The organism is Arthrobacter sp. GAS37, assembly GCF_044908325.1.
GTDB classification, from domain to species: Bacteria; Actinomycetota; Actinomycetes; order Actinomycetales; family Micrococcaceae; genus Arthrobacter; species Arthrobacter ramosus.
On the sequence record NZ_JBIYDB010000044.1, the window covers coordinates 1 to 26,845 of the forward strand.

The following is a 26,845-nucleotide window of genomic DNA, read 5'->3' on the forward strand; positions in this document are numbered from 1 at the left end:
ATGTCCAGTTTTCGCACGAAGAACCGCCCACATTCCCAAGGGACATGCTCTCCGCTCGGACCCAGGAATGGACATATTCGCACTATGTCCATCCCTCGCCTCACACGAGGGACATGTGCCTTGTTCCTGTGCGCGCCCAAGGGACATGTCCAGTTTTCGCGGGAAGAACTGCCCACATTCCCAAGGGACATGCTCTCCGCCCGGACCCAGGAATGGACATATTCGCACTATGTCCATCCCTCGCCTCACACGAGGGACATGTGCCTTGTTCCTGTGCGGGCCCGGAGGGACATGTCCAGTTTTCGCGGAGCGCACGACGGCGGCGCGTCAGGCTTTCTTGACCCTCGCCCTGGGCTTGCTGGCCGCTTTGGCCGTGGCGCCGTCGTCGGACTCTTCGGTGGACGACGCAGCGGACGACTCGGCGGACGCCTTGCCACGCTTCTTGTCGAGACTTCGTTTGAGGGCTTCCATGAGGTCGATGACCTCGCCGCCTTCCCCTTCGCTGGCTGCGAGACCGAAAGTCTTCTCGGTGTCGATGGAGTCGCCCTTTTCGAATTTGGCGGCAATGAGTTGGCGCAATTGAACTTGGTAGTTGTCGGTGTATTGCTCGGGCTCGAAGTCGCGCGCCATGGAGTCCACCAGGGCCGAGGACATCTCGAGCTCCTTGTCCGAGATCTTGACGTCGGTTTCCAGCGAGGGGAAGTTGGCCTCGCGGACCTCGTCGTCCCAGAGCAGGGATTGCAGCATCAGCACGTCACCACGTACCCGGAGCGCGCCCAGCCTGGTCTTCTGCCGGAGGGCGTACTGCACAATGGCCACGCGCTCGGTGTCCTGCAAGGTGCGCAGAAGCAGCATGTAGGCCTTGGGCGACTTGGAATCCGGCTCAAGGTAGTAGGGCCGCTCGTACATGATGGGATCCAACTGCTCAGCCGGAACGAACTCCACCACCTCGATTTCGCGGCTGTTCTCCGCGGGCAGCGACTTCAAATCGGCCGCGGACAGCACCACGGTACGGCCTTCCTCTTCGTAGGCCTTGTCGATATCCTCGTAATCCACAACAGAGGCGCAGATTTCGCACTTCCGCTGGTAACGGATGCGGCCTCCGTCCTTGTTGTGGACCTGGTGGAGACTGACGTCGTGGTCCTCGGTGGCGCTGTAGAGCTTGACGGGTACGTTGACCAGCCCGAACGCGATAGAACCCTTCCATATGGCCCTCATGCACTAAGTGAACATCACAACCCGGCGGAGGTGAAGAGGTGGCAACCAGCCAGAAGGAACGCGTCAACGTTGAAGGCCATGAACTGACGCTCACCAACCTGGGCAAAATCATCTACCCGGAAACTGGCACCACCAAGGCCGAAGTGCTCGAATACTACGCCGCCGTGGCCCCGTTCCTGATCCCGGCTGCCGCCAACCGGCCCGCCACCCGGAAGCGTTGGGTGCATGGAGTAGGGACCACCGAGGATCCCGGGCAGATGTTCTTCCAGAAGAACCTGGACGACTCGACGCCGGCGTGGGTTCCCAGGGTCACCATCCAGCACAGGGAGCACAGCAACGTCTACCCGCTGGTCAACAACCTCGCTACGCTCACCTGGCTGGCCCAGATTGCGGCCTTGGAAATCCACGTGCCGCAATGGCAAGTGGACGCCCACGGAACCATGTTGCCGCCGGACCGCCTTGTCCTGGACCTCGATCCGGGTCCCGGCACGGGCCTTCCCGAATGCGTCGAGGTCGCCAAGCTGGCGCGCAGCATCCTGCGGGACGTCGGGCTGGATCCCGTTCCTGTGACGAGCGGCAGCAAGGGGATCCATCTCTACGCCGGGCTGGATGGCACCCGCAAATGGGAGCAGGTCTCTGCGTTCGCGCACGAATTGGCGCGCTCGCTCGAGGCCGACCACCCGGACCTCGTGGTCAGCGACATGAAGAAGACCCTGCGCAACGGCAAGGTGCTGGTGGACTGGAGCCAGAACAGCGGGAACAAGACCACCATCGTCCCGTACTCCCTCCGCGGACGGGCCCACCCCATGGTGGCCGCACCCAGGACGTGGCGTGAACTCGCCTCCCCCACGCTCGAGCATCTGGACTTCACGGTCGTCATGAAACGTGTCAAAGAGGGAAAGGACCCCTTCGCCGCGGTGACTGCCGGGCGGTCCGGGCATACGCCCGTGCACGCGGGCAGCCGCACCAAGAGCTCCGGCGGCCCGGAAAGCAAGAACCACGACGGCGGCCTGCCCGGCGCGCACGGCGTCAGCACTGGGGGCGTCAGCACCGCCGCCGTCGCCGGCACCACCGTGAACCCGCGGCTGGCCAGCTACGTGGACAAGCGCGACCCGCAGCGGACGCCCGAACCGTTTCCCGCCGTCGAACACCAACCGGGACGCCCACTCCAGGCCTACGCGGAACCCAATCCGCCCGGCGGAATCTTCGTCATCCAGGAACACCATGCCCGAAGTTTCCACCTCGATTTCCGGCTGGAACACAACGGCGTCCTGGCGTCCTGGGCCTTGCCGCGGGGCGTGCCGGACACTCCGGCCAAGAACCATCTCGCGGTGCGCACGGAGGACCATCCGATGGAGTATGCGCAATTCGCGGGCATCATTCCGAAGGGCGAATACGGTGCAGGGACGGTCAGCATTTGGGACAGCGGCGAGTTCGAGTGCGAAAAATGGCGCGACGGCAAGGAAGTCATCGCCACCCTCACCGGCAAGCCCGGCGGCGGATTGCACGGCACCCGCCGTTTCGCGCTCATCCACACCGGGGAGTCGCCTTCGCAGTGGCTGATCCACCTGATGAAGGACAAACCGCGCCATCGGGCGGTGCTGTTGACTGACGCCCAGCCGCAAACGAATGGCACTCCCAGTTACGCGCCCATGCTCGCAACATCCGGAAACCCCGCCGATGTGTCCTCGGGCGACTGGCTGTTTGAGCTCAAGTGGGACGGATTCCGGGCCATCGTTTCGGGTTCGGGCGGCAAGATCAGGTTGACCAGCCGCTCCGGGATCGACATGACTCCCACGTATCCCGAACTGGCGGATCCGCGCTACTGGCCTGATCACGACTTCGTGGCAGATGGCGAAATCGTCGCACTCAGCAAGAACGGCCGGCCTAGCTTCGAGTTGCTCCAGAAGCGGATGAACCTCTTCAAACCCGGCGACGTCGAACGCGCCCGGGCCGCGGTCCCCGTTCAGCTCATGGTTTTCGATCTCCTGTATGTCGCCGGATCCCGCGCCAGCGCCGAAGAAGGCGCCAGCCCCGACCTCACCTCCCTGCCACTCAGCGAGCGCCGGAACAGGCTGGCGGCGTTCCATGCCAAGCTGCCGGTCCAGGGCTCCCCTGTTCATGTATCCGAGATCCTGGAACATGACCTCGACGACATCCTGGCCAGCGCCGGCGAGCTTGGCTTGGAGGGCGTGATGGCCAAGCGTGCGGATAGCCGCTACCAGCCTGGGCGGCGCAGCAGGTCCTGGATCAAGCTCAAGTTTGAACGCACGCAGGAAGTGGTGGTGGGTGGCTGGCGGCCCGGCGCCGGGGCGAGGCTCGGGACCATTGGAGCGTTGCTGGTGGGGATTCCCGACGGCGACAAGCTGCGCTACGCGGGCCGGGTGGGCACCGGGTTCAAGGACTGGCAGCTGCGCGACATCCTGAAGCGCATGGAGGGGCTCGATCGCCCGGACTCCCCCTTCCACGACATCCCCGCCGAGGACGCCGCCACCGCGCACTGGGTTTCCCCGGAGCTCGTGGGAGAGGTGACGTTCGGCGACTGGACCGGTACCGAAAGGATGCGGCATCCCGTCTGGCGTGGCTGGCGCCCCGACAAGTCCCCGGCCGACGTCGAGCGCGCCTAAACCCGAACGGTCCAGCGACACGGAAAATGCCCTACGCCACCAGAATTCCGGTGTCGCAAGGCATTTTCCGTGTCGAAATATTATTAAGAGGAGTGCGGCATCTGGGGACGGCCGGTGCGGTGGACCGCGGTGACCGCCGCCTGCTGGCCTACGCGGCCGTGGCTGGCGCCGCGATCCTTGGGGTGCCCGGTCTTGCCGCTAACATCTGGCCATGCCGGTCCTTGGGTCGAGCCCACTGCCATCGCCACCGTTGCCGGGGCCGGCATGGGCGCCTTATCCATGGACTCGACCAAGTGGCTGGCCACCTCGGAGTTGATTTGTTGCTCAACGTGCTTCGCAGCCATTGTTCTTCCTTTCTGCATTGAAACGAAGGGATTTTCCATACTAGGTGGGAGCGGTCCGCTTGTCTGCAGGATCTACCAGCGGACCTTCTTCTCGGACTTGGCCAGCTTGCCACTCGCTTGAGTGGGCTTGTGTCCTCTTCCGGTGCTCTGCCAGCTGTTCGCTGCCCCGCCGCGGGACTTGCTGGCCAGCATCTCCTTCTGCGCGTCAGTCAGTTTCGATCTGACACCGGCAGCCGGGGCTTCGGTTTCCTGCGCTACTGGTTCCTGCCCGGCGTCGGTTTCGGGTGTGTTCGGTGTCATGCAGTGGACTCCTTAAAGCTCTTGATTTGCCGGAGGAGGTATCGGGAGGCGACGTCCGCTGCGAGACCCTGGGCCTCATAGCAGGAACGGCGCGGAGGCGAAGCCTCAACAGGCGTGGATTTTTGTCGGATCAAACTCAGCGGCATCGGTAAAGCCTGCAGATCGGCATCTGCGACGAACCAGGACCCGCTGGTCTATTCAAAAATCAGTGTTCCCATGCACCCACCCTAGACACTCCCGGCCGTGTTTGTGAACCCCGGCTTTTGTCGGAGCCTTTTCGCGCGTGGCCTCCGCGTCCGCTCTCGGCTAGCATGGCCCGGAGAGCACCCCTCGGTACCCCGAAAGGCTCTCCCATGTCAGCACCCACGTTCCAGCCTTCCCATTCCGCAGTCACAGCACGGCTCCGCTCGGCCGGTTCCGTCTTCGCCGAAGACGAGGCCCGGCTCCTCATCGCCGCGGCGCACGCCCCCGAGGACCTCGACCGCTTGGTCGGACAACGCGCCTCCGGATTGCCCCTTGAATACCTCCTGGGTTGGGCTGAGTTCTGCGGCCAGCACATCGCAGTGGACCCGGGCGTGTTCGTCCCCCGCCGCCGCACGGAGTACCTCGTTCAGCAGGCGGCCCGCCTCGCCCGGCCGGGCGCCGTCGTCGTCGATCTTTGCTGTGGTTCGGGTGCCGTGGGTACCGTTTTGGCTGCCGCGGTGGGCGGGATCGAGCTTCACGCGGCCGACGTCGACCCCGCTGCGGTCCGCTGCGCCCGCCGCAACATCGGGCGTGCGGGCGGACAAGTGCATGAAGGCGATCTCTTTTCGGCCCTGCCTGACACTCTTCGCGGCCGGATAGACGTTCTCGTGGCCAACGCCCCATACGTCCCTACGGACTCGATCGGTCTGATGCCGCCGGAGGCCCGGCTGCATGAACCGCGGGTAGCGCTCGACGGCGGCGCGGATGGTTTGGACGTACAGCGCAGGATCGCGGAGGAGGCTCCGTTGTGGCTGGCTCCCGGGGGCCGGCTGCTGATCGAAACGAGCGTCCGGCAGGCCCCGACGACGGCGGCCCTGTTCGGGCACGCCGGGCTGTCGACGCGGGTGGTCCATTCTGAAGAATTCGAAGCCACGGTGGTGCTGGGAAAACGGCAGGAATCCCATCGGAAATGATCAGCAAACTGTGCGTTTCGAGGCCCTGAACCAAACAATTTGCTGACCCACCCCGGAGCACACCAAAATCCGCGTGATTCCGGTGCTATAGGACCGGAAAAATATCAGACATGCGGGCACCAAAGGCCCCTTCGAGCGCCCAAAAATCAGTGCTCGACTCTTAGTTTGAGCCCAAACCCCGTAAAATTGAAACCCTGCCCAGAGCGGAGCAGCTGTATGTCGCAAGCAAATGATCTCCCTAGGAGAAACCCAAATGCCCACAGACCGAAGCATTACCGACTCTTCAGCAGGCGCTAGGAACGCTGCTGCAACGAGCAAGACCGCACCACGCGGTGCCTCAAAATTGAAACTTCCAACACGCCGTCGACTCAAGGTATCCGACGTCAACGTCGTTGACCAGCCAATGCTGAAAAAAGCACTCGGCGGCACGATCGTCGGCAACACCATGGAATGGTACGACGTCGGCGTGTTCGGCTACCTCATCACCACCATGGGTCCAGTCTTCCTGCCCGAGGCCGATAAGTCCGTGCAGACCCTGTTCCTCCTGGGAACCTTCGCCGCAACCTTCGTGGCACGGCCGCTCGGCGGCGTCGTCTTCGGCTGGCTCGGTGACAAGGTGGGCCGCCAGAAGGTGCTCGCCACAACACTCTTGCTGATGGCGGCAAGCACCTTCGCCGTCGGACTCCTGCCTGGATACGCACAAATCGGCATCTGGGCAGCCGTGCTGCTCGTCGTCCTGAAACTCGTCCAGGGTTTCTCGACCGGCGGCGAATACGCCGGGGCCACCACGTTCGTGAGCGAATACGCTCCGGACAAGCGCCGCGGCTTCTTCGCGAGCTTCCTGGATATGGGCTCCTACATCGGCTTCGCCCTAGGTGCGGCCCTCGTGTCCATCCTGCAGCTCACCATCGGCCAGTCGGCCATGGAGGACTGGGGCTGGCGCCTGCCGTTCCTCCTCGCGGGTCCCCTCGGCATCATCGCCGTGTACTTCCGTAGCAAAATCGAGGAATCCCCTCAGTTCCAAGCCACTTTGGATGCCCAGGAAGCCCTCGCCGCGGACGCCGCAGCGGGCGATGCCGCGGTAGCCAAGGGCCCCATCGGCATCGTCAAGGCTTACTGGCGCCAGATCATCCTCGCCATGATCCTTGCCGCAGCCGCCAACACCGTGGGCTATATGTTGACTTCCTACATGCCCACGTACCTGACCGAGTCCAAGGGCTACGACCCCGTACACGGCACCCTGCTGACCATCCCCGTGTTGGTCATCATGGCAGTCTGCATTCCGCTGACGGGCAAGCTCTCCGACCGGATCGGCCGCCGGCCCGTGCTGTGGATCGGCGCCATCAGCACCGTCGTGTTCGCCGTTCCGGCCTTCCTCCTGATTGGCATCGGCGATATTTGGTCTACGCTTGCCGGTCTGGCCTTGATCGCCTTCCCTGTCACGTTCTACGTGGCAAACCTCGCCTCCGCGCTGCCGGCACTGTTCCCGACCTCGAGCCGTTACGGGGGAATGGGCATCGCCTACAACTTCTCCGTAGCGATCTTCGGCGGCACCACGCCGTTCATTGTTGCTGCCTTGATCCAGGGCACCGGCAACGACATGATGCCTGCGTATTACCTCATGGGCACGTCCGTGGTTGGCGCAATCGCCATCTACTTCCTGCGCGAATCCGCGCAACGTCCGCTCCCGGGCTCCATGCCCAGCGTGGACACCCAGGCCGAGGCCCGCGAGCTGGTGGCCACCCAGGACACCAACCCGTTGATCGACTTGGACGAAATGCCGTTCGACGACGGCACCCTGGTAGCAACGGAACCGGACCGGGAGCACGTCCCGGCCTAGGCACAGTGCGGGCGCGGGCTGCGGGCGGCCCGCATCGGCAGAACAAGGCTGGTTATTTGTAGCGGGATCGCTGCAAATAACCCGCCTTGCTTGTCGTTCAGGCCTTACGGTTGGCCTTCTGCTCTTGCATCCGCTTTGCCTGCGCCTGGATCTTCGGGCCGTAGCCGCCGTTCAGTGCGGTGTCCCTGATGTGGGTGGCTTTCGCGACCCGGTCACCGTCCGCCGCATCCTTCAGCGCTTTCAGGTCCGCCTGCAGGGCGGCTGGAAGCTTTGCGGCGAGTTTCGGACGCTTGTCCAGGATGAAGGTGGCGATCTTCGCGGCGCGCTGGCCGTAGTTCGGCTTGGTACTGTCACCGTTCACGAAGAAACGCAGGCCGGCCGCCAGCGGGTGCCGCGCCAGTGCCGTCTTGGCCGCGGCGGTAGCCGTCGCGGCCGTCGCGGCGGGCTGGGAGGTAGCTGCCGCCGTCGTGCTTGGACTACTTGAAGTAGCCGCGTTGGCGGCGATCACGCCACCGCCCAGCAGGAGGCCCGCTGCGAGGACGCCGACGACGGCGGTGCGGGCCTTGGTGCGCTTGCGGCCCTGGGCTGGGGTACTGGAGGTCGGGGTGCTGTTGTTCATGGTCCGTGTCCTTTGTTCCGGCCGGTGGTCGCTCCGCCGGCGCTCTTCACTACACTCTGGTCCGGCCGCATGAACTGACTGTTCGGCCAATGTTCGAGGAATGTAAAACCGTCCCCGCTGGCTCGCGACGACGCTCCAAGGGCTCCGTCCTTGCTGTTGAATGGACGCATGGAAGACAGCCGCGGATTGGTGCTGATTGCCGAGGATGAACAGGCAATTGCCGATATCCAGCGCCTCTATCTGGGCCGTGCAGGTTTCGGCGTACACGTTGAGCGGGACGGGATTTCCGCACTGGCACAGATCAAGCGGCTCAGACCGGTCGCGGTGATTCTCGACGTCGGGCTGCCCGGCATGGACGGAATCGAGCTCTGCAGGCAACTGCGGCAAGCAGAGGACTGGACGCCGGTACTGTTCGTCACGGCCCGCGATGAGGAGGTGGACCGTGTCCTTGGCCTGGAATTGGGCGCCGACGACTATCTCACCAAGCCGTTTTCGCCCTCCGAACTGGTCGCCCGGGTCAAGGCAGTGCTGCGCCGGACCGAAGGAACCCCGCGGTCCAAACCACTCGTGCTGGGCAGCGTCGAACTGGATCCGCTGAACAGGACCGCACGCGCCGGCACCGAGGAACTCACGCTGACCGCCACCGAATTCGATCTCCTCGCGTACCTCATGGCCCAGCCTGGCCGTGTCTTTTCCCGTGAGCAGCTCCTGTCCGCCGTGTGGGGGCAGGCCAGTTACGCCGCCGGGCGGACAGTTGATGTGCACGTAGCGCAGCTCCGCGCCAAGCTCGGAAGGCACTCCCCCATCGCGACGAGCCGCGGCGTCGGCTATTCGGCCGCAGCTCCCCAAACGTCCGGACACCGCCCCGCCGCCGGGGGAGCCACGTGAGGCGCTGGTTCGGCACACTGGCCGGGCGCACGACGGCGGTGATCGCCGCCGTCGCGACTGTCGCCGTCGTGCTTGCCGGCCTTCTGGCGGCGCAGCTGGTCAACGCCACGGCGGTGGACGAAGCCAAGAAGTATCTCGCGGTTGAGGCTGATTCCCTCAGCAAACAAACGAGCATTGGCAGCCTGCAGGACCTTCGCGCAGATCTGCTCACGCACGGGGCGAGGCTAGCGCAAATCAGCACCGACGGCCGCGTGACAGGCGGCGGCGCCAGGCTGGTGGATGCGAAGACCGTGGCGGATGTATTGGCCGGAAAGTCGGTCTCGACGTCGGTGAACGGTCCACAGAACACCGTGGTCCTCGAGGCGCGGCCCTTGGCGGCCGGCGGTGGCGTGGTACTGGCTCAGCCCGTGTCCGAAATCCGCGCGGCCGCCGCTCCCCTCCTGAGCCGCATGCTGATTGCCCTCGCGGTCTGCCTCGCGTTTGCCATCGTGGCCGGCGGCCTGTTGGCGCAATGGTTGAGCAGGCCCTTGGTGCGTACGGCCCATTCGGCCCATCGGCTCGCAGCGGGGGAACGATCCGTGGCTGTGGCGCCAGGCGGGCCGGCCGAAGTGGTGGAGGTTTCGCAGGCGCTGGCGGCCCTCGACGCCGCACTCCGGACCAGCGAGGGGCGCCAACGCGAGTTCCTCCTCTCCATTTCACATGAAATCCGGACGCCCCTGACCGCGCTGCGGGGCTACGCCGAGGCGCTTGCCGATGGCGTGGTCAGCGGAGAGGACGTGAGCGGGGTCGGCCGGACCCTCGTGGCCGAAACCAACCGCCTGGACCGATTTGTCCGCGATCTCCTGGAATTGGCACGGCTTGAGTCCGATGATTTCCGCTTGGAACTGCAGCCCGTGGACGCCTCCTTGATCCTGCGCGAGAGTTGGCAGGCCTGGCAAGCGATCTGCGCCCAGAACGGGATCGCGGGGCGGCTCGAACTGCCTCTTGGGCCATTGCCGGTCCGCGGCGATGGCCAGCGGCTGCGGCAAGTGGTGGACGGCTTGCTGGAGAATGCCCTGCGCGTGACGCCTGAAGGCTCTCCCGTTGTGCTCGCGGCGTATCTCACCGGCAGCGGGCTCACCGTGGAAGTGCGCGACGGCGGGCCGGGCCTCACGGAGGCGGATGCCGCCGTCGCGTTTGAACGCGGTGCGCTCTTTGCCAGATACAGCGGAGAACGGCCTGTTGGAAGCGGACTGGGTTTGTCCATCGCCGCAAGGATCGTGCAGCGCATGGGCGGCCGCATCAGTGTGCGCTCTGCGCCTGAGGGCGGCGCGGCATTCGTGGTGGAGTTGTCCGGCATTCCAGCGGACCCCAAGCAAACGTAGACTCTGCGCATGGCTGATGTTCCAGTGGGTTCGCTGCACCACGTAGAAATTTGAGTACCCCACATCAGCCGTGCGTGACTTGGCGCACGCGTCTTCAGTTCGTGGCAAGCCAGGGCTTCACCAGCGGTGATGAGTTCCAGCCGGTGGCTTATGACGCACTAACGCGTGACCTAATGTCGCCGAAGTGCTGTTTATCAGGTGGGTTCGAACGGCGTCCGAGCACCAGCGGGGACGTTTCCCTTATGCTTTTGCACCAGAACCAAAGGCTCAGAAGCCCGAGGTTCCCACGAAAACTTGGATGAACGCGAAGAAGATTGTCGCGATTACGGTCACGTACAGCAGCGCAGTGATGATCCATCCATAGTCGCCCAGGATCTGCGCGGCCTTGTCCGGTACCGGTATTATCCCGGCGGTGATGTTCCGGATGGTCAACCATACGAAGAGTGGAATCATCGCGGCCCAGACGATCATGCAGAATGGACAGAGTATGTGGATGTCGTAGAGGGCCTGGGACAATAGCCATACTGCGAAGATGAAGCCGAGAGTGACTCCTGTTTGCAGTCCTAGCCAATACCACCGTGCAAACTTGGCCCCGGACAGAAGCGCCATTCCTACGGTAATGATGATGGCGAAAGCCACGATTCCGATGAACATGTTGGGGAAGCCGAAAACGGAACTTTGCCATCGTTGCATCACTTGGCCGCATGAAATCCAAGGGTTTACGTCGCAGACGGTGATGTGGTTGGGGTCCTTGAGCACCTCGAGCTTTTCTAGGACAAGGACGCCGGAGGCGAACCAGCCGATAACGCCGGCTACCACCATGAGCCAACCAAGGTGCCGATTGCTCGTCATCGGAGGGGTAGTTGCGGTTCGCTTGTCCGAAGATAACGTCTGTCCATCGGTACGAATGCCGGTGGCTGATGAGATAGTGGGCATTCCTGGGGTGTCCTTTTCACCTGGTACTTCCTGCCAGTGTAATGGCCGGAGCGAAGTACTTGGGAAGAACGCCTGGTTGCGATTTGCAAACACCACCGTCTCGCAAATCTCCATTACTAAGAAGCGAATTGTCGAAAATCCGCCGGCGGAGCAGCCGCGCGGCACTGACTATTTCGGCCCTGCTTTTGGGACAATTCGTTACCTCGTGTGGTGACGCGCCGGGGGACAAGATCCCCACACAGCAGGAGCCTGCCATCGCTGTTGTCCCCAATCCAGCAAGCGGGGACGCCGTCTCCAGACCGATCGACCATTTCCTTCCGTCTAGTATGCAGATTCTTGCTTTGGCGAAAGCACAGCAACGCGACGTAAACGAATGCCTCCAGGCGCATGGGTCGAAAGGGCACTTCCAATGGTCATCTTCGGACGCGGAGTTGACTCACTTTATTGACGGCCTGGTCAGAGACCGCACTATTAGGTCAGACCTATGGGGGTACTTTGACGTCGCAAATGCCACCATACATGGTTACAAGCGTGGCGATGGCTCAGGTGCGATTGAGTCATCCGGGGAAGGTGCACCCAATGATCTTGCAGACCGCTGTTTGGACGAGGCAGTAAAGAGCCACTTAGGGATGGTGGCGTTCACCTTCGCGGAAGATAAGGCATTGATCCGCGGGGGGCCTGTGATCGCCCTTGCTGATAGTCGATATGTTCGTGTTTCAAATCAGTGGTCTGCTTGCATGAAAGCTGAAGGATTTGAGTATAGAGACCCAATCGCTGCAATTGATGACGTAAAGTGGCGCGGGACAGAAAAAGCGACCGCATTAGAAGTCGCTGTGGCAACCGCGGATGTGCGGTGCAAAGTAGAAACCAACCTCGTTGGGTTGGGTGCAGCCGTTCGGTCGGCCTATGACAATAGATACTTAACCGAAAATGCTCAAGAGTTGAATGATTTTAAGGACAGACTTCGTCAATACTCCGACTGAGGTCGCGCCAAGTTCGCGGCTCTTCACGGTTCGTGGTGATTGTTCTGCCGTGATGGATGTTCATGCCGCTGTTCTGGCGGCACTGCGCAACAGGATACGCGTTTTGTAGTTGCGTGCGTTGGTGAATCCCCGGCCTGTTCGTTTGAAGCGTTTGATGGCTGTGTTGTTGGCTTCTACTTTCGCTGTTGTCGCACCGGTGACGATGAGGACTTCGATTTCTTTCCACCACCGGCAGATCGTGCGCCAGAGACGGTTCGTTTCCGGCTGCGAGGCTCGTTCGACCAGATTCTGCAGGCGGTCTTTCGCCGCGGCCGCGTCGGCGAGTGACCCGGTGGCGAGCAGTGCCCGGAGCTGTTCTTTGACCTGCCAGGAGCCTGTAGCTTCCCGGTGGCGAACACGGTGCTGAGCCTGTTCCGGGCCCGGTCCGAGAGTGTATCGCCGCCCGCGCAGGAGCAGCCGCCGGTTGGACCGGGCGCGGCGCGGCACCTGGCCGGTCTCTTCGGCGAAGGTCCGCCGCGGGGGCAAATGCTAATCGCAGAAGAATCTCCGCTTGGCCCAGACCACTTCGACCGGGCCCGCGACGGGGATGTCGCGCAGGCGCTGGGGCCGGCGTGAATGCACGCGGGTGCTGATCACGCCACAGCACGGGCAGCCGGCCTCGGCGGTGGCTTCAACGCGGACCCGCCGCTGCCCGAACGCGAGGATCTCAGTGTCGGTGACGCGGTAGTCGGGCAGGTTGAACAGGGCGGTGGCAGCATCGGGGCGCGGGGAAGTAGGCTCGATCAAGGCTCGTAGCTCCTGACTCTTGATGAATGCGTAGAGAACATCCATCACAGCAGGACTACGAGCCCTTCAGCTTTCAAGACACGGAATCCGTTTCACCACGAACCACGGAGAGCCGGGTTCGCTGTGCGTAACGCCACCTGACAACTCCGGGTCCTGCGCTCAGCGACCGACCAAAGCCACCACCAGACATTCGCCCCCGACATCCCACCGCGCAGCAGGCCATCCGTGACGTCATCCACAGCCTAAAGACCACGCAGCTAAGCAAGTGAGCCAAATCAGGCCTAAGGGCGGCGCGGCATTCGTGGTGGAGTTGCCCCGGCATTCCAGCGGACCCCAAGCAAACGTAGACTCTGCGCATGGCTGATGTTCCAGTGGGTTCGCTGCACCACGTAGAAATTTGGGTACCCCACATCGGCCGGGCTCAGGAGGAGTGGGGCTGGCTGCTCGCCGAACTGGGCTACGAACAATTCCAGGAGTGGCCCGATGGCTGCAGTTGGAAACTCGGAGCCACGTACATCGTGGTCGAACAGTCCACTGCGCTCACGGGAAGCACGCACCGCAGGACGGAGCCCGGGCTCAACCACCTCGCCTTCCATGCTGGCACCAGGGAGAACGTGGACCGGCTCCGGGAGCTCGGCGCGGACTCGGGCTGGTACGAGATGTTCGAGAGCAAATATCCGCACGCCGGCGGGGCCGACCACTACGCCGCCTATCTGGTGAATACCGATGGCTACGAGGTTGAGCTGGTGGCCGGCTGATCAGCCGTCGGCGGTAGTGGGACTGAATTCTGGATCGTCCTGTTGATCTTTCCCGGGAGTAGGCGCGTCGCTTCGGAAGATCCAATATTTGTAGAGGAAGAAATTCCACGTCATTGTCGAAACCGCGGAGACGACTTTCCCGCTGGCATACGTGAGCGCGAGGGTATCGAAAACATTGACAATAACGTCCGTCGCAAGAACGTTGAAAACGACCAGAAGGCCGTAGCTGAACATGCTAACGTGCTGCCGGTTATTGGACTGGAAGGTATATGAGCGCTGGACGAAATAGTTGAAGACGAGGCTCGAGAGGAAAGCTGCTGGCGTGGCGAACCACAGGTCCACTCCCAAGCCTTCGTGCAACAGAACCAGCAGGCCTAGGTCAATGGCAAAGGAGAGCCCTCCGACGATCAAGAATTTCAAGAGGTGGCTGCGGTGAATAAAGCCCACCAGGCGCGTCACTTGAGCACGCGGGTCTAGCGCCACTGTTAGCACCCCAAAATCGTCAATGTCCTATAGCTGCTAGCTGCGGCTTCCGGCGGACACAGCCCCGCCTCAGCGACCGCAAGGCTCGACCAATCATAGCTGGTCTAGTTCCAGCGAAACGCCGTGCACCGAACCCTCGAACAATGCCGATGACCTGTTTTGGCCGGCTTCAAGTACCCTCAGACAGCCCGGTCAGCTTAGGATCCGGCAGGGCACATTGACTCCCTTGACGAGCCAGCCGGTCGGAGCTATTGGGACGATCTGCTCCGGTTCGGCGCCGGGCGTCCGGCATGCCGCGCGGGCCTGCTCGAGGTGGTCCGTCCAGACTGGTCCGAACTCGCGCCCCACGGCCACCGGGAAGAAGTAGACGAGCATCAGCACGGCCAGAATGCCGAGCGACGCTGCCCGGGCCGGGCGCCCTAGGACCTCCCCCAGAAGCGGCAGAAGGGCGAGCAGGAACATGGCCGGCGCAACAGCGTAACGCCCGAGGTGCAAGGCGTTCCATCCGGCGTCGTCGAATGCGGCGTAGTCGAGGAACGCGCGGAAGTTCAGGGCCACGGCCGCACACGCTATCACGACCGAGCCGCCGAGGAACGCGCAGGCGGCCACCCTCTCCCGGATCCGGCCTCGCACAAGGATGAACGCGAACGCCGCGAGGAAGAGGGCCGCCGCCAGCGCCACGGGCACCCAACCGAAACGGGTTACCACGCGGGATATCTGCCCGGCCGTTCCGAAGATAACAGCGGAGGGGCCGTCGACGAACCACCCGTATACGACCGATAGCCAGTTCACCGGCGGCGCGGCTGGGTTTTCGCGCGGGTACGCCAGAGTCGTGAAAACCTGCGCCCCAACACCGGCGAGGAGGGCTAGCCTCGGACCCCAAAGTCGCGCATCCCGCAGTCGGTATGCAAGCAGGGGGGCGAACACCGCAGCCTGTATCTCCGTCAGGCCGACGAGCAGCGCCGCAACTGTCAGGACGGCACCCTCGGCCCATGTCCGGGGCCGTTTCAGCAGGAGCCACGGCGCCAGGTACAGGAAGTACCAGTGCAGGTTCGCGAGGTTTCCGAGTGCCTCCTCCGGGCTGGCGGCAACCAGGACAGGCACCGCCGCGAACCCGAGCCGGACCCAGACATTCCTGGACAGCACGGACGAGCAGTGGAACACAAGCGCCGCGACACCGCCCACGATCAGGCACGCCGCCACTGTCACGGCGATCGCCCACGCATCCACAGGGAGCAGCCTCACGACCAACCACGCTACGCCGCGAGGCACCACGTGAAGGTACCCCTGGTACGGGGCGAAGATGCCCCGTAGGCCGGCGTCCTTGAGCACGTCGTTGATGAAGATCCCGCCATCCTCCGCCCACAGGGTTCCGATAGCCGGGGCCGGGAGCCGCGCGAGCGAGAGCAGGGCCGAGACCAGGACGATCGACGCGTACACCACAGGGTTCCGCCAGTGGACAGTAGGAGCGAAAAAGGCGCGACGGCGCACAGTCAGGACAGCCAAGCGGGACCCCCAAGGAAAATAGCAGACAGAAAATCGATTCTATCTCCCTATCGCACCCCGAGCCCACGAGTCTCCGGTACACCATCTCGTGTCGGCGCGACGCTCCATGTCGGCCCGCCCGTGGCGGGTGCCCGCTATGCCCCTCTCTTTAATGATGCAGCGAGGCTAGGGCCGGAGTCTGGAGCAAGGCACCAGCACGCCTGTTTTGGACCAGCCGATGGGTGCAACCTGTACTGGGCGCGCCTCGTCATCGCGCGCTCCGACGCAGGCCGCCTGGGCGGCTCGCACTCCCTCGCTCCACGACGGTCCCTGCTCTCGCGCCACCTGCGTGGGGAAGTATGCCGTGGCCAGCAGAACAGCGAACGCCACCAAGACTCCGGCAGATGCCTGGGCCCGCGTGGCGCGAATGGATTCTGCCAGCAAGGGGAACAGCGCCAGGATGAACATTGCCGGTATCGCTGAGTATCTGGTCAGAATGGACTTCGCCCAGTCGCTTTCCGTGAAGTGGACGTAGTCAAACAGCGCCCCCGGGTTTGCGACTAGGCAAGCTGTCCACACCCCGAAGGAAGCGGTGAGGAAAAGTAGCGCTAGAAGACGGTGCTCCCGCTTGGATTTTAACAGCAGGTACGCCAGCGCAGCGATGATCGGAAGGAATGCAAGTATCACCGGGCCGGCCCCGAAATTCAAAACGTTTAGCCCCATGTTGCGGGACGATCCAAAGAAGACAACGCCGGCCACATTGACAAACCAACCCACCAACACGGACATCGGATCCAAGGAATGACCGTCACCCGGGGTTCGCGGGTAGAGAAGCGTTGTGCAGATCTGGACCCCTGCACCTATAACCAGGCCAGCGCGTGCCGGCCAGAACGCTTTACGCCTGATGCGTAGGAGCACCAGAGGAAGGAAAACCACGGAAATCACTTCAGTGAGCGCCGACAGCAGCGCCGCCAGAAACAGAACGACACCTTCGGTTCGGCTTCTCGCCGGCTTCAGCAACAACCAAGGCATGAGCCAGAGGAGATACCAATGGATATTTGCGGTGTTGCCGAGAATTTCATATGGTCCAACGCTAAGCAGAACCGGAATTGCCGCCCAAGCGAGCCTAACCCAGACACTGCTACTTAGTGCCGATGCGCAATGAAACGTCAGGTAAGCAACGACGGCAACAACAAGGCAGGAGGCAAAAGCCAAGCCCACAGCGTAGTTCTCCACCGGTACAACGCGGACGATCACAGCTCCGAAGAGCCGGGGAAGCACATGCAGGTAGCCCTCGTAAGGGGCGAAAATTGAGCCTGGTCCACTTCCGGCCATGGCTTGGCGAAGAAATACCGGCCCATCTTCGGCCCACACGTTATCCCAGACGGTTTGCGGCAGCCTGAAGAGGGAAATGAAGGAGGTGGCTGCAACAACCAGGACGGCGATGGCCGCGCGAATGGCCGTGACTCTCAATCGAATGTCCCTCAATTCACCTGACACTGGGTTCCCGTTCCGGTTCGGCCAGTTGAGCCTTCATCGTCGACTTTTTCATTTTCATCGCCGGGCGTTCCACAAAGTAGTAAGTCAAAGTGGACAAGGACAGTGTGATCGCCAAGACAAGGAGCCCATTCAGCGGCAAGGAGAGAGTGTTTTGACCGAATGTCCGGTGATGCGCCATGAGCCAAAAAATTACGGGCAGATGCCAGAGATAGATGCTGTAACTCGTGACCCCTGTGAAGCGGAACGGCAACCATTCGAGAACACGGGCCGTTCTATTGAGGTCATCTCCCCTCGATGACGGTAATACGACAGCGACCAATACCAACGCCGCAGCCACCCCTGAGACCGTGGAAATTACAGGTCGGGCAAATTCGAGGGCCAGGATCTCGATCAGTGCCGCGGCCAGGACAAGCGCTGCCTTAACCCGGGTCTGCGCACGCTCCACACCGCGTACGTGGAGCATGACCACTGCGACAGCGGCGAGCATTCCGTATCCAAAGAGATCCGCTTGGGCCAGGAAGCTCCGAAGAAAGACCGCACTGCCAGTCTGCCCGAAGCCGAAGTTCGCAGCATCGATTGGGCTCATCCGGCTTGCTGCGTCACTGGCCCAAAGCGTAATTCCAAGGCCGACAATGACCATGGCAAGCGGTGCGCAAACCAGGGCGGAAGTCTTTCTCGATCCTTTTCGAATCCTCCACAGCGCGAGAACCGCCACCAATGGCAGGACAAAATAAAATGTGATCTCAGCAGTCAATGACCACGACACGGGCAGGCCACTCATGACGTACTCCGGAACAAACATTTGAACGAGAAGCAGGTTGGCTGCGATCTTGAGAGGATCTGTGAGCCTGCCGATGTTTTCCGGGCCGAACCCGTGCGTGCTGCCGTGAAGGTAAACGGAACCGACGAAGAGTCCGGTGACAACGAAAATCACGATGTACGCGGGATATATTCTCAGCAGCCTGTTGTAGGCATAGCGACGGAAGGACGGTAGCTGTCTGCCCTGCACGATCGCGGAAACGAAGGGCCTGTACAAGAGAAAGCCGGAGAGAACGAAGAACAAGGTGAGGCCCTGGTTGCAAAGCGAAAAGAGAATTTCCAAGGGCCCGGTCTGCACTTGGAATGATGTCGTCAAAGCAAGGTGGTAAACCATCACCGACAGGGCCGCAATGCCTCGAAGGCCTTCGATCCCGGCAAGGCGATGACCCCACGACGGACGTACGGTAATGGTGTCCTGCACGGGTGTTTCCCCTCAAAAAGCGGTTGCGTGATCCTGTGGGAGCTTACAGGATTCACTCAGCTGTCCGTTCATCCGGGCGGAACTTTGCAGCGTAAATAATCAGGTTCGTGTGGCCGTTTCACTCAGCGCCAGGACCCGCGTTCTGGAGCCGCGTCTTTACCGCCGCCGTATCCACGCCCAGCTTATGGAGCAGGACCGCGGCCGGATCGGGTTCGTGCCGCTCCAGCAGTGCGAGCAAGAGGTGCCGCGTGGTGATCCTGCGGGCCTTCTCGCGGGTGGTCAGTATCAGGGAGTCCTGAATGACTGAGCGGGCGGCCGAGGTGAAGGTCGTACGGCTGCTTCCCTTCGGGGCGTTCAGGGGGCCGAAATCCCCCAGCGTGATGCCGACGGCTTCAAGCGCCTGTTGGTCGAGGGTGTCGAGCTGGGCGCGGGCGGATTCGAGGTCCGTCTCCAAAGTCCGGCAACTCTCGGGGTCGTGGAGCAATCCCAGAAGCAGATGGTCCGTGCCGATTCGCCGGTCTCCACGGCGTTTGGCTTCCTCGGCGCCGGAGTGGACAGCGGTTCTGGCTTCGCCGGCAAATCGTTCAAACATGGCAGACTCACTTTCCGTATTTGGCGTGGGCCGACTGCTTGGAGACGCCCAAGGCATCACCGATTTGCTCCCAGGACCAGCCTTGCTGACGCGCGAGAGCCACGTTGGTGGCTTCGACTTTTTCGGCCAGGCGATGTAGGGCACCGACGGCGCGGAGGCCGATGGCCGGGTCCGTCGCCGGGATGTGGGACGTCAGCTCATCACCATTCATGCTGTCAGTTTGAACTGACAGCAGTTGTCTGTCAATACAGACTGACAGAATCTTCTTGGGCAAGGATTGACCTGACGCGTCGCCGCATGGCGATCCTTGGCCAACGGCTCAGGCCCACCAACGCCTCGCATTCCAGGATGCCCCGGAGTCCGTCGTCCAACCTCTCCGGGTGCAGCTCCTCGAAACCGAGCCTGCGATAGTAAGGCGCATTCCACGGAACATCACGGAAAGTGGTCAGGGTCAGCCACTCCAAACCCTCGGCCAGTGCCCACTTTTCGGCAACATCGAGCAGCTCGCTCCCGAGACCTTGCCGCGCATGCGATGGGTGGACACTCAGCTGCTCCACGTGCGCATTTCCGTCGAGGTGTTCAAGCAGGAGATAGGCCACGGGAACGTCTGACGCATCGGCAAAGACCAAAACACCGCCGCGCGCCTGGTAGAGAGCCAGCTCCGTGACGGTCAACGGCTCGTCCTCTGCGATGGCGTCCATTCCACACGAGCGGAAAATCTCGCCCGCGGCGAATTCGATCCTGCGAAGCCGTTCCAGTTCGTCGGCGCGGGCCGCCCTGATCATGCGGCGGCACCGTTGCGGGCAAGGTATTCGTTGCGCTGTTCGATGAGGTTCTGCAGGTATCGCCCGAGGAAAGCTTTCTCCGCAAACCGGCCCACGACGCCGAAGGGCGCCGCGAACTCGACGCGATCGATCATGAGCGTGCCGCCGTCGTCGGGAAGGAACTCGTGCACGTGCCTGAAGAAACGGAAAGGACCCCGCACCTGCTCGTCCGTAAATGAATCAGGGAAACGAAACCGGGTGATGCGGCTGCTCATCCGCAAGGGTACGGCGAAATGCCAGGCTTGCCAGGTGACCTCGTCGCCTTCAGAGAGCAGGCCGGACACGACGCCGGCAACCGCACGTTCCCGGGACTTGGTCATGGAGCCCACGTGCGCGTCGACGTTGCGCGAGAGGTCGAAGAGTTCCCCTGGTTCCATTCCGATATGCGTATGGCATGTGAACGACACAGTCATGCTTCGATCCTGCCACCGTTTCGAAACAGCCGTCGACCCAACTGACTCGCAGTAGTTGTCGTTATGCGGGCTCAAAACGACAACAACTGCGAGCCAGTTGGGAGCCGGCGATTGGGCCCACGCCGGCGAGGGCCCCGACCTGAGCTTGCGAAGGTTGGGAGCCGGTGGGGACTAGTTGGACGGGAAGTTGTACGACGCTCCTGAAGCGTGTGTCGACTCAGGCCAGCGGGACGTGATGACCTTCCCGCGGGTGTAGAAGGAGACGCCCTCGGGACCGTAGATGTGCTTGTCCCCGAACAGCGAGGCCTTCCAGCCGCCAAAGGAGTAGTAAGCCACGGGAACCGGCAAGGGCACATTGATGCCGATCATACCGACGTCCACGGAGCGCTGGAACTTGCGCGCGCTGGCACCCGAGGACGTGAAGATCGCCGTGCCGTTGCCGTAGGGATTAGCGTTGATCAGCCTGATGCCTTCATCCAGGTCCTCCACCCGCACCACCACCAGGACAGGTCCGAAGATCTCCTCCGTGTAGGCGCTCATTTCCGTCTTGACGTGGTCGATCACGGTGGGGCCGACCCAGAAGCCCTCTTCGTGGCCGGGGACCACCAGGTCACGGCCGTCCACGACCATCGCGGCGCCGGCCTGCTCCGCCTCGGTCACCGTCTTGACGATGAACTCCCGGGACTCGGGACTGATCACAGGACCCATGTCGGCGTCGGCCTCCGTGCCGTTCTTGACCTTGACGTCGAGGGCACGCTCTTCGACCTTCTTCACCAGCAGATCGGCGGCCTCGCCGACGGCGACCGCAACCGAGATGGCCATGCAACGCTGCCCGGCGGAACCGAACGCGGCCGCGGCCAGGTGGTCGGCGGCGTTGTCCAGGTCGGCGTCGGGCATGATGATCGCGTGGTTCTTCGCCCCGCCCAGGGCCTGGACCCGCTTGCCGTGGGCCGTTGCCACTTCAAGGATGTGCTTCGCAACAGGGGTGGAGCCCACGAAGGAAATGGCGTCCACGTCCGGGTGCGTCAGGAGTCCGGAGATGACATCGCGGTCACCGTGCAGGACCTGGAACACCCCGTCGGGCAGGCCGGCGTCCTTCCACAGCTTTGCGAGAAGCATCGCGGCCGAGGGCACGCGGTGGGAAGGCTTGAGGATGAACGCGTTGCCGGTGGCGATCGCCATCGGAGCCATCCACAGCGGCACCATCACCGGGAAATTGAACGGGGTAATGCCCGCCACCACGCCGACGGGCTCCCGGAACGAGAACACATCGATGCCGGTGGAGACCTGGTCCGAGTACTCGCCCTTGAGCAACTGCGGGATGCCGCAGGCGAACTCGATGACCTCCAGGCCGCGGCCGATCTCGCCCTGGGCGTCGTTGAGGACCTTGCCGTGTTCGGCGGTGATCAGGGCCGCGAGTTCGTCCACATGCGCGGCGACAAGCTCACGGAACTTGAACAGCACGGCAGTGCGCTTGGCCAGCGAAATGTCACCCCAGGACACCGCGGCCTCCTTGGCGATGGCAACCGTCGCGTCCAAATCCGAGCGGTTGGCCAGGCGAAGCTGGGCAGTCACGGCACCCGTGGCCGGGTTGTAGACGGGCTTAGTGCCCGTTCCGCTACCGGCAGCTTCGGCTCCGCTGATGAAGTGGTTGATGATGGTCATTACTGCTCCTGTAGTAGGTGGTGCTCCACGGCATGTACGTCGTTGACATCCCGCGGCAAGCCGGTGGCGAGTGATTCCTGGAGCGCCAGGCGCACAGCCAGGTTCTGTTCGGTCAATTCCCTCTGGACGAGTTCGGGTCCGGAGTTGCGCACCCACGCGCTGAACCGTTCGATTTCGGTCTTGAACGGGTCTTCCCCGATGTCGACAGACTCAGTCCGGCCGTCGCGGAAGGACACCGTAACGCGGGCAATTTCGCCCGGATCCGGGTCGAAGGCCTTGTCCAGGGTGATCTGGCCTTTCGTACCGATGATCTGGAACGTGTTGGTGCGCGGGCCCTCGAAACCGCAGTCCAGCGTTCCCAGGACGTCTCCATAGTCCAGGATCGCGGCCATAGTGGTTTCCACCGCGTCCGTGCGGCTTGTGCCTTTGCCGAAGACGGTTTGCGGCGCGCGGCCCATGACCATGTTCATGATGTCGACGGCGTAGCATCCGACGTCGTTGAGCGCACCTCCGTCCATTCCCGGCTGGAGGCGGACCTCGCCTTCGCTTCGGTCCATCACGAAGTGGAAGCGGGCGTGCATGGACACCAACTCGCCGATCTTGCCAGAGTCGATGAACTCACGGACCTTCTGGTGCTGGGGATGGAAGCGGTACATGAACGCTTCCATCAGGTTCACCCCGTTGCGTTCGCAGGCTTCCAGCACCCGGCGATAGTCGTGGGTGTTGGCGACGAGCGGCTTTTCGCAGAGGATGTCCTTTCCAGCCTCTGCGGCCGCAACAATCCAGTCGGCGTGCAACGAGTTGGGGAAAGGAAGGTAGACGGCTTCGATGCTTGGATCGGCCAGCAATTCCTCGTGTGAAGAATAGGCGGCCGGGATGCCGAAGCGCTCTGCAACTTCGGCTGCCCTTCCGTTCGGACTGCTGATGGCCGACGCAACCGCGTTCCGGGCCCGGCTCATGGCTGGCAGGAACCGGCCTTGGGCGATCCGTGCCGTGGTCAGCACTCCCCAGCGGACCGCGCTCATCGGTTGATTTCCGTTTCGAGTTGACGCAGGAAGGCCACGGACTGACGGACATCCTGGACCGGGCCGTCGTCGGTAGGTTCGGCTTCGAGGATGGTGTCCTGCTCCATGGTGAACCAGCCCTCGTAACCGGCGCCCAGCAGGTCGCGGACGATTCCGGCGATGCCGACGTCGCCTTGTCCCAACGGCACGTACATGCCTGCCTTGACGCCGTCCGTGTAGGAAATTTCGCCGGTCTGGACCCGCTGCGCGACGGCCTTGCGCACGTCCTTCAGGTGGGTGTGGCCGATCCGTGAGGCGTAGTCGCGAACCAGAAGGGCCGGGTCGGTTCCGCCGATCAGCAGGTGGCCCGTGTCCAGGCACAGGTTTGCGGCGGTGTCGTTCAGGACCCGGTTCACGTCCGAGGTGCTTTCGATCATGGTTCCCACGTGCGGATGGACCACTGCCTGGATGCCCTTGTCCGCGGCTGCCTTGACCACTGCGTCAAGGTTCCTGCCGAACAATTCCCAGCCTTCGGCGTCGAGCTCGTGGCGCTGATCGTAACCTGCAACGCCGGTCTCCGCCGCGAGGACCATGACGCTGGCCCCGGCAGCTTCGTACGCGTCCAGCTCCGCCGACACAACATCCAAGGGGCTCTTGGACGGATCGTGCAGGATGACGGGGAAGAATCCGCCGATGGCCTGGAGGTTGTGCCGCTTCAGCACCTCCGCGCGTTGGGCGGCCTGTTCGGGGAGGAACCCGGCGGGGCCGAACTCGGTGGCGCTGATACCCAGCGCGGTCATTTCGGACAGGACCCGGTCCGCCTCGAGCTGGTGGCCCCATCCGGGGACTTCACAGACGCCCCAGGAAATGGGTGCTGCGGCAAGGCGCTTGGTGATGGTGCTCAATCTGATCCTCCGTATACGTTCTGGTCCCAGTCGATGACCGAACCTGTGACAACACCGCTCCGGTCGGAGAGGAGAAAGACAATGAATTCGGCGATCTCGTCCACTTGTCCGAGCTTTCCCATGGGGACGGACGCGTTGGCCTTCTCCAGCCAGTCGTCCCCTGCGCCGTGGAATTTCTTCTGGGTTTCGGCTTCGCCGTCCGTGGCGGTCCAGCCGATATCGAGCCCGTTGATGCGGATCTTGTCCCAACGGTGCGCGTGCGCGGCGTTACGGGTTGCTCCGGCCAGGCCAGCCTTGGCTGCCACATACGGCGCCAAGTACGGCTGCCCGCCGAGTTCGGCGATGGAAATGACGTTCAGGATGCTTCCTGGCACACCCCTGCTACAAAGATGCTTGATGGTTTCGGCCATGATGAAGAACGGCGATTTCAGGTTCACCGCGATGTGCGCGTCGAAGAGCTCGGGCGTCGTGTCCAGCATGGTGCCGCGGGTGGTCAGGCCGGCCGCACTGACCGCACAGTCGAGTTGGCCGAAGACGCTGATCGTCTCAAGCACCGAGTTCCGGGCCTGTTCGACGTCGGCAAGATCGGTCTTGATGAACCGGGTTTCGACGCCCGATGCCGTGATCTCCGCGGCGAGTCGTTCACCCGAGTCCGCGTTCCGCCCGGTGACCGCGATGCCGGCCGCACCTTCGGCAGCTGCGCGTCTCGCGACGCCGGCCCCCAAACCTTGGGTACCTCCGCTGATAAGGATCACTTTGTCTTGGAGAAGTGGCATGGCTACGGCTGCCCGATCTTGACCGAATTTTCGATCCTGACGGCGCGGCCTGACCGGGCGGACTCTTCGGCCGCATTGGCCAAAGCGAGTGCTTGCAGGCCGTCGTCGAATCCCGGACTGCAGGCAGTGCCTGAGCGGATGGCCTTAGCGAAGCTGTCCAGCTCGTTCCGATAAGCCTCGGCGTAACGCTCCAGGAAGAACGGCAAGTAGGCATCGGACTCTTCGGTGCCCGCGGCGCCATACTTGCGCACCGTCGTCGGGGTGACGTTGCCTGCGCTGAGCATCCCCTCGCTGCCGAACGCTTCCAGGCGCTGGTCGTGGCCGAAAGCGCTGTGGCGGGAGTTGGTGATGGTGACGAGTTCGCCGTCGCGGCCCTTGAGGGTGATGACCACCGAGTCGAAGTCCCCGGCTTCCTCGATGTAGTCGCAGAACACGTTGGCGCCCGTGGCTGACACTTCGATGATGTCCGGCACGAAGAACCGGGCCATGTCCAGGTCGTGGATGCTCTGGTCCCGGAAGATCCCACCGGAGGTGGCAATGTAGGCAGCCGGGGCGGGTGCCGGATCGCGGCTGATGATGGTGAGTTGTTCGAGGCGGCCGATTTCACCTGCCTCGACGCGCGACTGGATGGCTGCGAAGTGCGGATCGAAGCGTCGGTTGAACCCAAGCATGAGGGGCGTGTTGTTGCCCTTGATCGCGTCGCGGCAGGCGAGCGCACGCTCGATGTCGAGGTCGATCGGCTTCTCGCAAAGAGCCGCCACGCCTTGCGCCATGGCGCGCGAAATCAGGTCCACGTGCGTGCTGGTGGGCGAGCCGATCACGACGGCGTCAAGGTCACCGTTCGCGAAAACTTCGTCGGCCGACTCGACGGCGACAGCACCGGTCCCGGCCGCCAACGTGCGGGCGCCCTCGATGAAGGGGTCGGCGATCCATGCCAGTTCCAGGTCCGGGTGCTCGGCGATATTCCGGGCGTGGACTTGACCGATACGGCCGGAACCGAATAGCGCAACTTTGAGGGGTCGATCAGTGGACATGTGGAGGGGTCCTTTCTAAGGGGCTGCCCGGGAAAAGCCGGGCTTGGCTTGGTTTTGGCGGTTTGACGGGGTCGTGCCCAACTTCGGACCGGTCATGGCGTCGCGACCGCCGCGGGCGTGCGGCCAGCGAGGACGTCAACCGCCCCCTGGGCGGCGTCCCTGACCGTGTGGGCCATGCCTTGACGGGTGAATCCCATCAGGTGCGGAGTCAGGACGACGTTTTCGTGGTCGAACAACGGGTGGGGAGCGGGCGGCTCGGGATCGTACACATCCAGCCCGAGCCCGGAAAGATGGCCGGACTGCAGTGCCTCGTGGACGGCGTCGAGGTCGATGAGTCCGCCGCGGCTGCAGTTGATGAGGATCGCTCCGGGCCGCATGGCCTTGAGCCGGTCCGCGTTGATGAGGTTGTGGTTTTCCGGTGTCAGGGGCGCGTGGAGGGTGACGAAGTCGCTGCCCGCGAGGAGTTCCTCCACGGTGTCGCAGCGGATCGCCGCGGGGATTTCGGCGAAAGGATCGTAGGCCAGGACCTTCAGCTCGAAAGCTTCAGCGATCCGCGCCACCCGGCGGCCAATGCGGCCATAGCCGATGATGCCGAGGGTGAATCCCTCGAGGTCTCCGACGCCGACGGCGGCACGCTGCTCCCAGCGTCCCTCGCGGACCAGCGCGGTCAGTGGAGAGAGCTTCTTGACGAGCGCCAGCAGGTGGGCGAACACGCCTTCGGCCACCGAGGCGGTGTTGCTTCCGGGCGTGATGACCACCGGGATTCCGCGTCGGCTGGCTTCGGCGACGTCCACGAGGTCGGTCCCGACGCCGGTTCTGGCGATGACTTTGAGGGCGGGCATTCGGTCCAACAGTTCCCGGTCCACGCGGTAGGCAGCCCTGACGATGGCGGCATCGGCGTTGGCCAGGTCCTCATCGGTGGGGTCCTGGATGAGCCGCTGATGTTCGGACAGGAGCGGTTCCACCAAGGCGGGTTCGACGCTGCCGAGAGCGACAAAGATTTGGGGTGTGGTTATGGAAGCCATCGTCATCCTTGAAGATGTGGGTATGGGATTGCGCCGAAAATGGCGCTGTTATCGGTGTTGCTGGAGGCGTTTCTAGAGG

The 26,845-nt window shown here is 63.0% G+C and carries 28 protein-coding genes; 7 read left to right on the forward strand and 21 right to left on the reverse strand.

The annotated features are described in order from the left end of the window. Window positions 1-327: 327 nt before the first annotated feature. A complete protein-coding gene (locus ABH924_RS21740) occupies window positions 328-1,218 on the reverse strand; it encodes a Ku protein (protein ID WP_404502174.1) in 891 nt (296 codons plus the stop codon). 38 nt (window positions 1,219-1,256) lie between these two features. Between ABH924_RS21740 and ABH924_RS21745 the strand changes: the two genes are divergently transcribed. After that, entirely contained in the window at window positions 1,257-3,845 is a 2,589-nt protein-coding gene (locus ABH924_RS21745; protein WP_404502176.1) for an ATP-dependent DNA ligase, read from the forward strand. Between the two features lie 83 nt (window positions 3,846-3,928). Here the strand turns inward: ABH924_RS21745 and ABH924_RS21750 are convergent, their stop codons facing one another. Further along, window positions 3,929-4,189, reverse strand: coding sequence for a hypothetical protein (locus ABH924_RS21750; protein ID WP_234754062.1), 261 nt, complete (start codon window positions 4,187-4,189; stop codon window positions 3,929-3,931). Between the two features lie 72 nt (window positions 4,190-4,261). After that, window positions 4,262-4,489, reverse strand: a complete 228-nt coding sequence (locus ABH924_RS21755; protein WP_404502178.1) for a hypothetical protein — start codon at window positions 4,487-4,489, stop codon at window positions 4,262-4,264. Between the two features lie 353 nt (window positions 4,490-4,842). On the opposite strand from ABH924_RS21755, the gene ABH924_RS21760 reads away from it, so the two are divergent. Together ABH924_RS21760 and ABH924_RS21765 are read left to right on the forward strand one after the other, a co-directional pair. Continuing rightward, window positions 4,843-5,646, forward strand: coding sequence for a putative protein N(5)-glutamine methyltransferase (locus ABH924_RS21760; RefSeq protein WP_404502180.1), 804 nt, complete (start codon window positions 4,843-4,845; stop codon window positions 5,644-5,646). 253 nt (window positions 5,647-5,899) lie between these two features. Next, complete coding sequence (locus tag ABH924_RS21765; protein ID WP_234754065.1) at window positions 5,900-7,486, forward strand: MFS transporter; 1,587 nt, start codon at window positions 5,900-5,902, stop codon at window positions 7,484-7,486. A gap of 97 nt (window positions 7,487-7,583) precedes the next feature. Here ABH924_RS21765 and ABH924_RS21770 read toward each other — a convergent pair whose 3' ends face one another. Then, window positions 7,584-8,105, reverse strand: coding sequence for a hypothetical protein (locus ABH924_RS21770; RefSeq protein ID WP_404502182.1), 522 nt, complete (start codon window positions 8,103-8,105; stop codon window positions 7,584-7,586). A gap of 168 nt (window positions 8,106-8,273) precedes the next feature. Between ABH924_RS21770 and ABH924_RS21775 the strand changes: the two genes are divergently transcribed. Then, complete coding sequence (locus ABH924_RS21775; protein WP_404502184.1) at window positions 8,274-8,993, forward strand: response regulator transcription factor; 720 nt, start codon at window positions 8,274-8,276, stop codon at window positions 8,991-8,993. Next, on the forward strand, window positions 8,990-10,357 hold the full coding sequence (locus ABH924_RS21780; protein WP_404502186.1) for a sensor histidine kinase: 1,368 nt from the start codon (window positions 8,990-8,992) through the stop codon (window positions 10,355-10,357). Before ABH924_RS21775 ends, ABH924_RS21780 begins: the two co-directional genes overlap by 4 nt. Window positions 10,358-10,624: 267 nt before the next feature. Here ABH924_RS21780 and ABH924_RS21785 read toward each other — a convergent pair whose 3' ends face one another. Continuing rightward, on the reverse strand, window positions 10,625-11,293 hold the full coding sequence (locus ABH924_RS21785; RefSeq protein WP_404502188.1) for a vitamin K epoxide reductase family protein: 669 nt from the start codon (window positions 11,291-11,293) through the stop codon (window positions 10,625-10,627). Window positions 11,294-11,421: 128 nt separating this feature from the next. On the opposite strand from ABH924_RS21785, the gene ABH924_RS21790 reads away from it, so the two are divergent. Continuing rightward, window positions 11,422-12,276, forward strand: coding sequence for a hypothetical protein (locus ABH924_RS21790; protein ID WP_404502190.1), 855 nt, complete (start codon window positions 11,422-11,424; stop codon window positions 12,274-12,276). A gap of 60 nt (window positions 12,277-12,336) precedes the next feature. Here the strand turns inward: ABH924_RS21790 and ABH924_RS21795 are convergent, their stop codons facing one another. Next, window positions 12,337-12,801, reverse strand: coding sequence for a transposase (locus ABH924_RS21795; RefSeq protein ID WP_404502192.1), 465 nt, complete (start codon window positions 12,799-12,801; stop codon window positions 12,337-12,339). A 3-nt stretch (window positions 12,802-12,804) separates the two neighbouring features. Continuing rightward, window positions 12,805-13,107: a transposase family protein gene (locus tag ABH924_RS21800; protein WP_404502194.1), complete on the reverse strand. Its 303-nt coding sequence runs from the start codon at window positions 13,105-13,107 to the stop codon at window positions 12,805-12,807. Window positions 13,108-13,418: 311 nt separating this feature from the next. Between ABH924_RS21800 and ABH924_RS21805 the strand changes: the two genes are divergently transcribed. Then, the gene (locus ABH924_RS21805; protein WP_404502196.1) at window positions 13,419-13,820 is read left to right on the forward strand and encodes a VOC family protein; all 402 of its coding nucleotides are present in this window, start codon (window positions 13,419-13,421) and stop codon (window positions 13,818-13,820) included. On the opposite strand, the gene ABH924_RS21810 is transcribed toward ABH924_RS21805, so the two are convergent. The 14 genes from ABH924_RS21810 to ABH924_RS21875 all read right to left on the reverse strand — a co-directional run bounded on the left by ABH924_RS21810 (window position 13,821) and on the right by ABH924_RS21875 (window position 26,766). Then, on the reverse strand, window positions 13,821-14,303 hold the full coding sequence (locus tag ABH924_RS21810) for a GtrA family protein (protein WP_404502198.1): 483 nt from the start codon (window positions 14,301-14,303) through the stop codon (window positions 13,821-13,823). A 192-nt stretch (window positions 14,304-14,495) separates the two neighbouring features. Further along, entirely contained in the window at window positions 14,496-15,809 is a 1,314-nt protein-coding gene (locus ABH924_RS21815) for a hypothetical protein (RefSeq protein ID WP_404502199.1), read from the reverse strand. A gap of 165 nt (window positions 15,810-15,974) precedes the next feature. Then, on the reverse strand, window positions 15,975-17,003 hold the full coding sequence (locus tag ABH924_RS21820; RefSeq protein ID WP_404502201.1) for a hypothetical protein: 1,029 nt from the start codon (window positions 17,001-17,003) through the stop codon (window positions 15,975-15,977). 274 nt (window positions 17,004-17,277) lie between these two features. Then, entirely contained in the window at window positions 17,278-18,528 is a 1,251-nt protein-coding gene (locus tag ABH924_RS21825; RefSeq protein ID WP_404502203.1) for an acyltransferase family protein, read from the reverse strand. Between the two features lie 118 nt (window positions 18,529-18,646). Continuing rightward, a complete protein-coding gene (locus tag ABH924_RS21830) occupies window positions 18,647-19,120 on the reverse strand; it encodes a Clp protease N-terminal domain-containing protein (protein WP_404502205.1) in 474 nt (157 codons plus the stop codon). 7 nt (window positions 19,121-19,127) lie between these two features. Beyond that, on the reverse strand, window positions 19,128-19,331 hold the full coding sequence (locus ABH924_RS21835) for a hypothetical protein (RefSeq protein ID WP_234753988.1): 204 nt from the start codon (window positions 19,329-19,331) through the stop codon (window positions 19,128-19,130). Window positions 19,332-19,362: 31 nt separating this feature from the next. After that, window positions 19,363-19,905: a GNAT family N-acetyltransferase gene (locus ABH924_RS21840; RefSeq protein ID WP_404502206.1), complete on the reverse strand. Its 543-nt coding sequence runs from the start codon at window positions 19,903-19,905 to the stop codon at window positions 19,363-19,365. Beyond that, on the reverse strand, window positions 19,902-20,357 hold the full coding sequence (locus ABH924_RS21845; protein ID WP_404502208.1) for a cyclase: 456 nt from the start codon (window positions 20,355-20,357) through the stop codon (window positions 19,902-19,904). Before ABH924_RS21845 ends, ABH924_RS21840 begins: the two co-directional genes overlap by 4 nt. 171 nt (window positions 20,358-20,528) lie before the next feature. After that, the gene (locus tag ABH924_RS21850; RefSeq protein ID WP_404502210.1) at window positions 20,529-22,022 is read right to left on the reverse strand and encodes a CoA-acylating methylmalonate-semialdehyde dehydrogenase; all 1,494 of its coding nucleotides are present in this window, start codon (window positions 22,020-22,022) and stop codon (window positions 20,529-20,531) included. Next, entirely contained in the window at window positions 22,022-23,047 is a 1,026-nt protein-coding gene (locus ABH924_RS21855) for a Gfo/Idh/MocA family protein (protein WP_404502212.1), read from the reverse strand. The genes ABH924_RS21850 and ABH924_RS21855 overlap by 1 nt, the downstream gene beginning before the upstream one ends. Then, complete coding sequence (locus ABH924_RS21860) at window positions 23,044-23,931, reverse strand: sugar phosphate isomerase/epimerase family protein (RefSeq protein ID WP_404502214.1); 888 nt, start codon at window positions 23,929-23,931, stop codon at window positions 23,044-23,046. The genes ABH924_RS21855 and ABH924_RS21860 overlap by 4 nt, the downstream gene beginning before the upstream one ends. Then, complete coding sequence (locus tag ABH924_RS21865; RefSeq protein ID WP_404502216.1) at window positions 23,928-24,707, reverse strand: SDR family oxidoreductase; 780 nt, start codon at window positions 24,705-24,707, stop codon at window positions 23,928-23,930. Before ABH924_RS21865 ends, ABH924_RS21860 begins: the two co-directional genes overlap by 4 nt. Window positions 24,708-24,709: 2 nt before the next feature. After that, a complete protein-coding gene (gene iolG, locus ABH924_RS21870) occupies window positions 24,710-25,741 on the reverse strand; it encodes an inositol 2-dehydrogenase (protein ID WP_404502218.1) in 1,032 nt (343 codons plus the stop codon). Between the two features lie 92 nt (window positions 25,742-25,833). Continuing rightward, a complete protein-coding gene (locus ABH924_RS21875; protein ID WP_404502220.1) occupies window positions 25,834-26,766 on the reverse strand; it encodes a hydroxyacid dehydrogenase in 933 nt (310 codons plus the stop codon). Window positions 26,767-26,845: the final 79 nt, after the last annotated feature.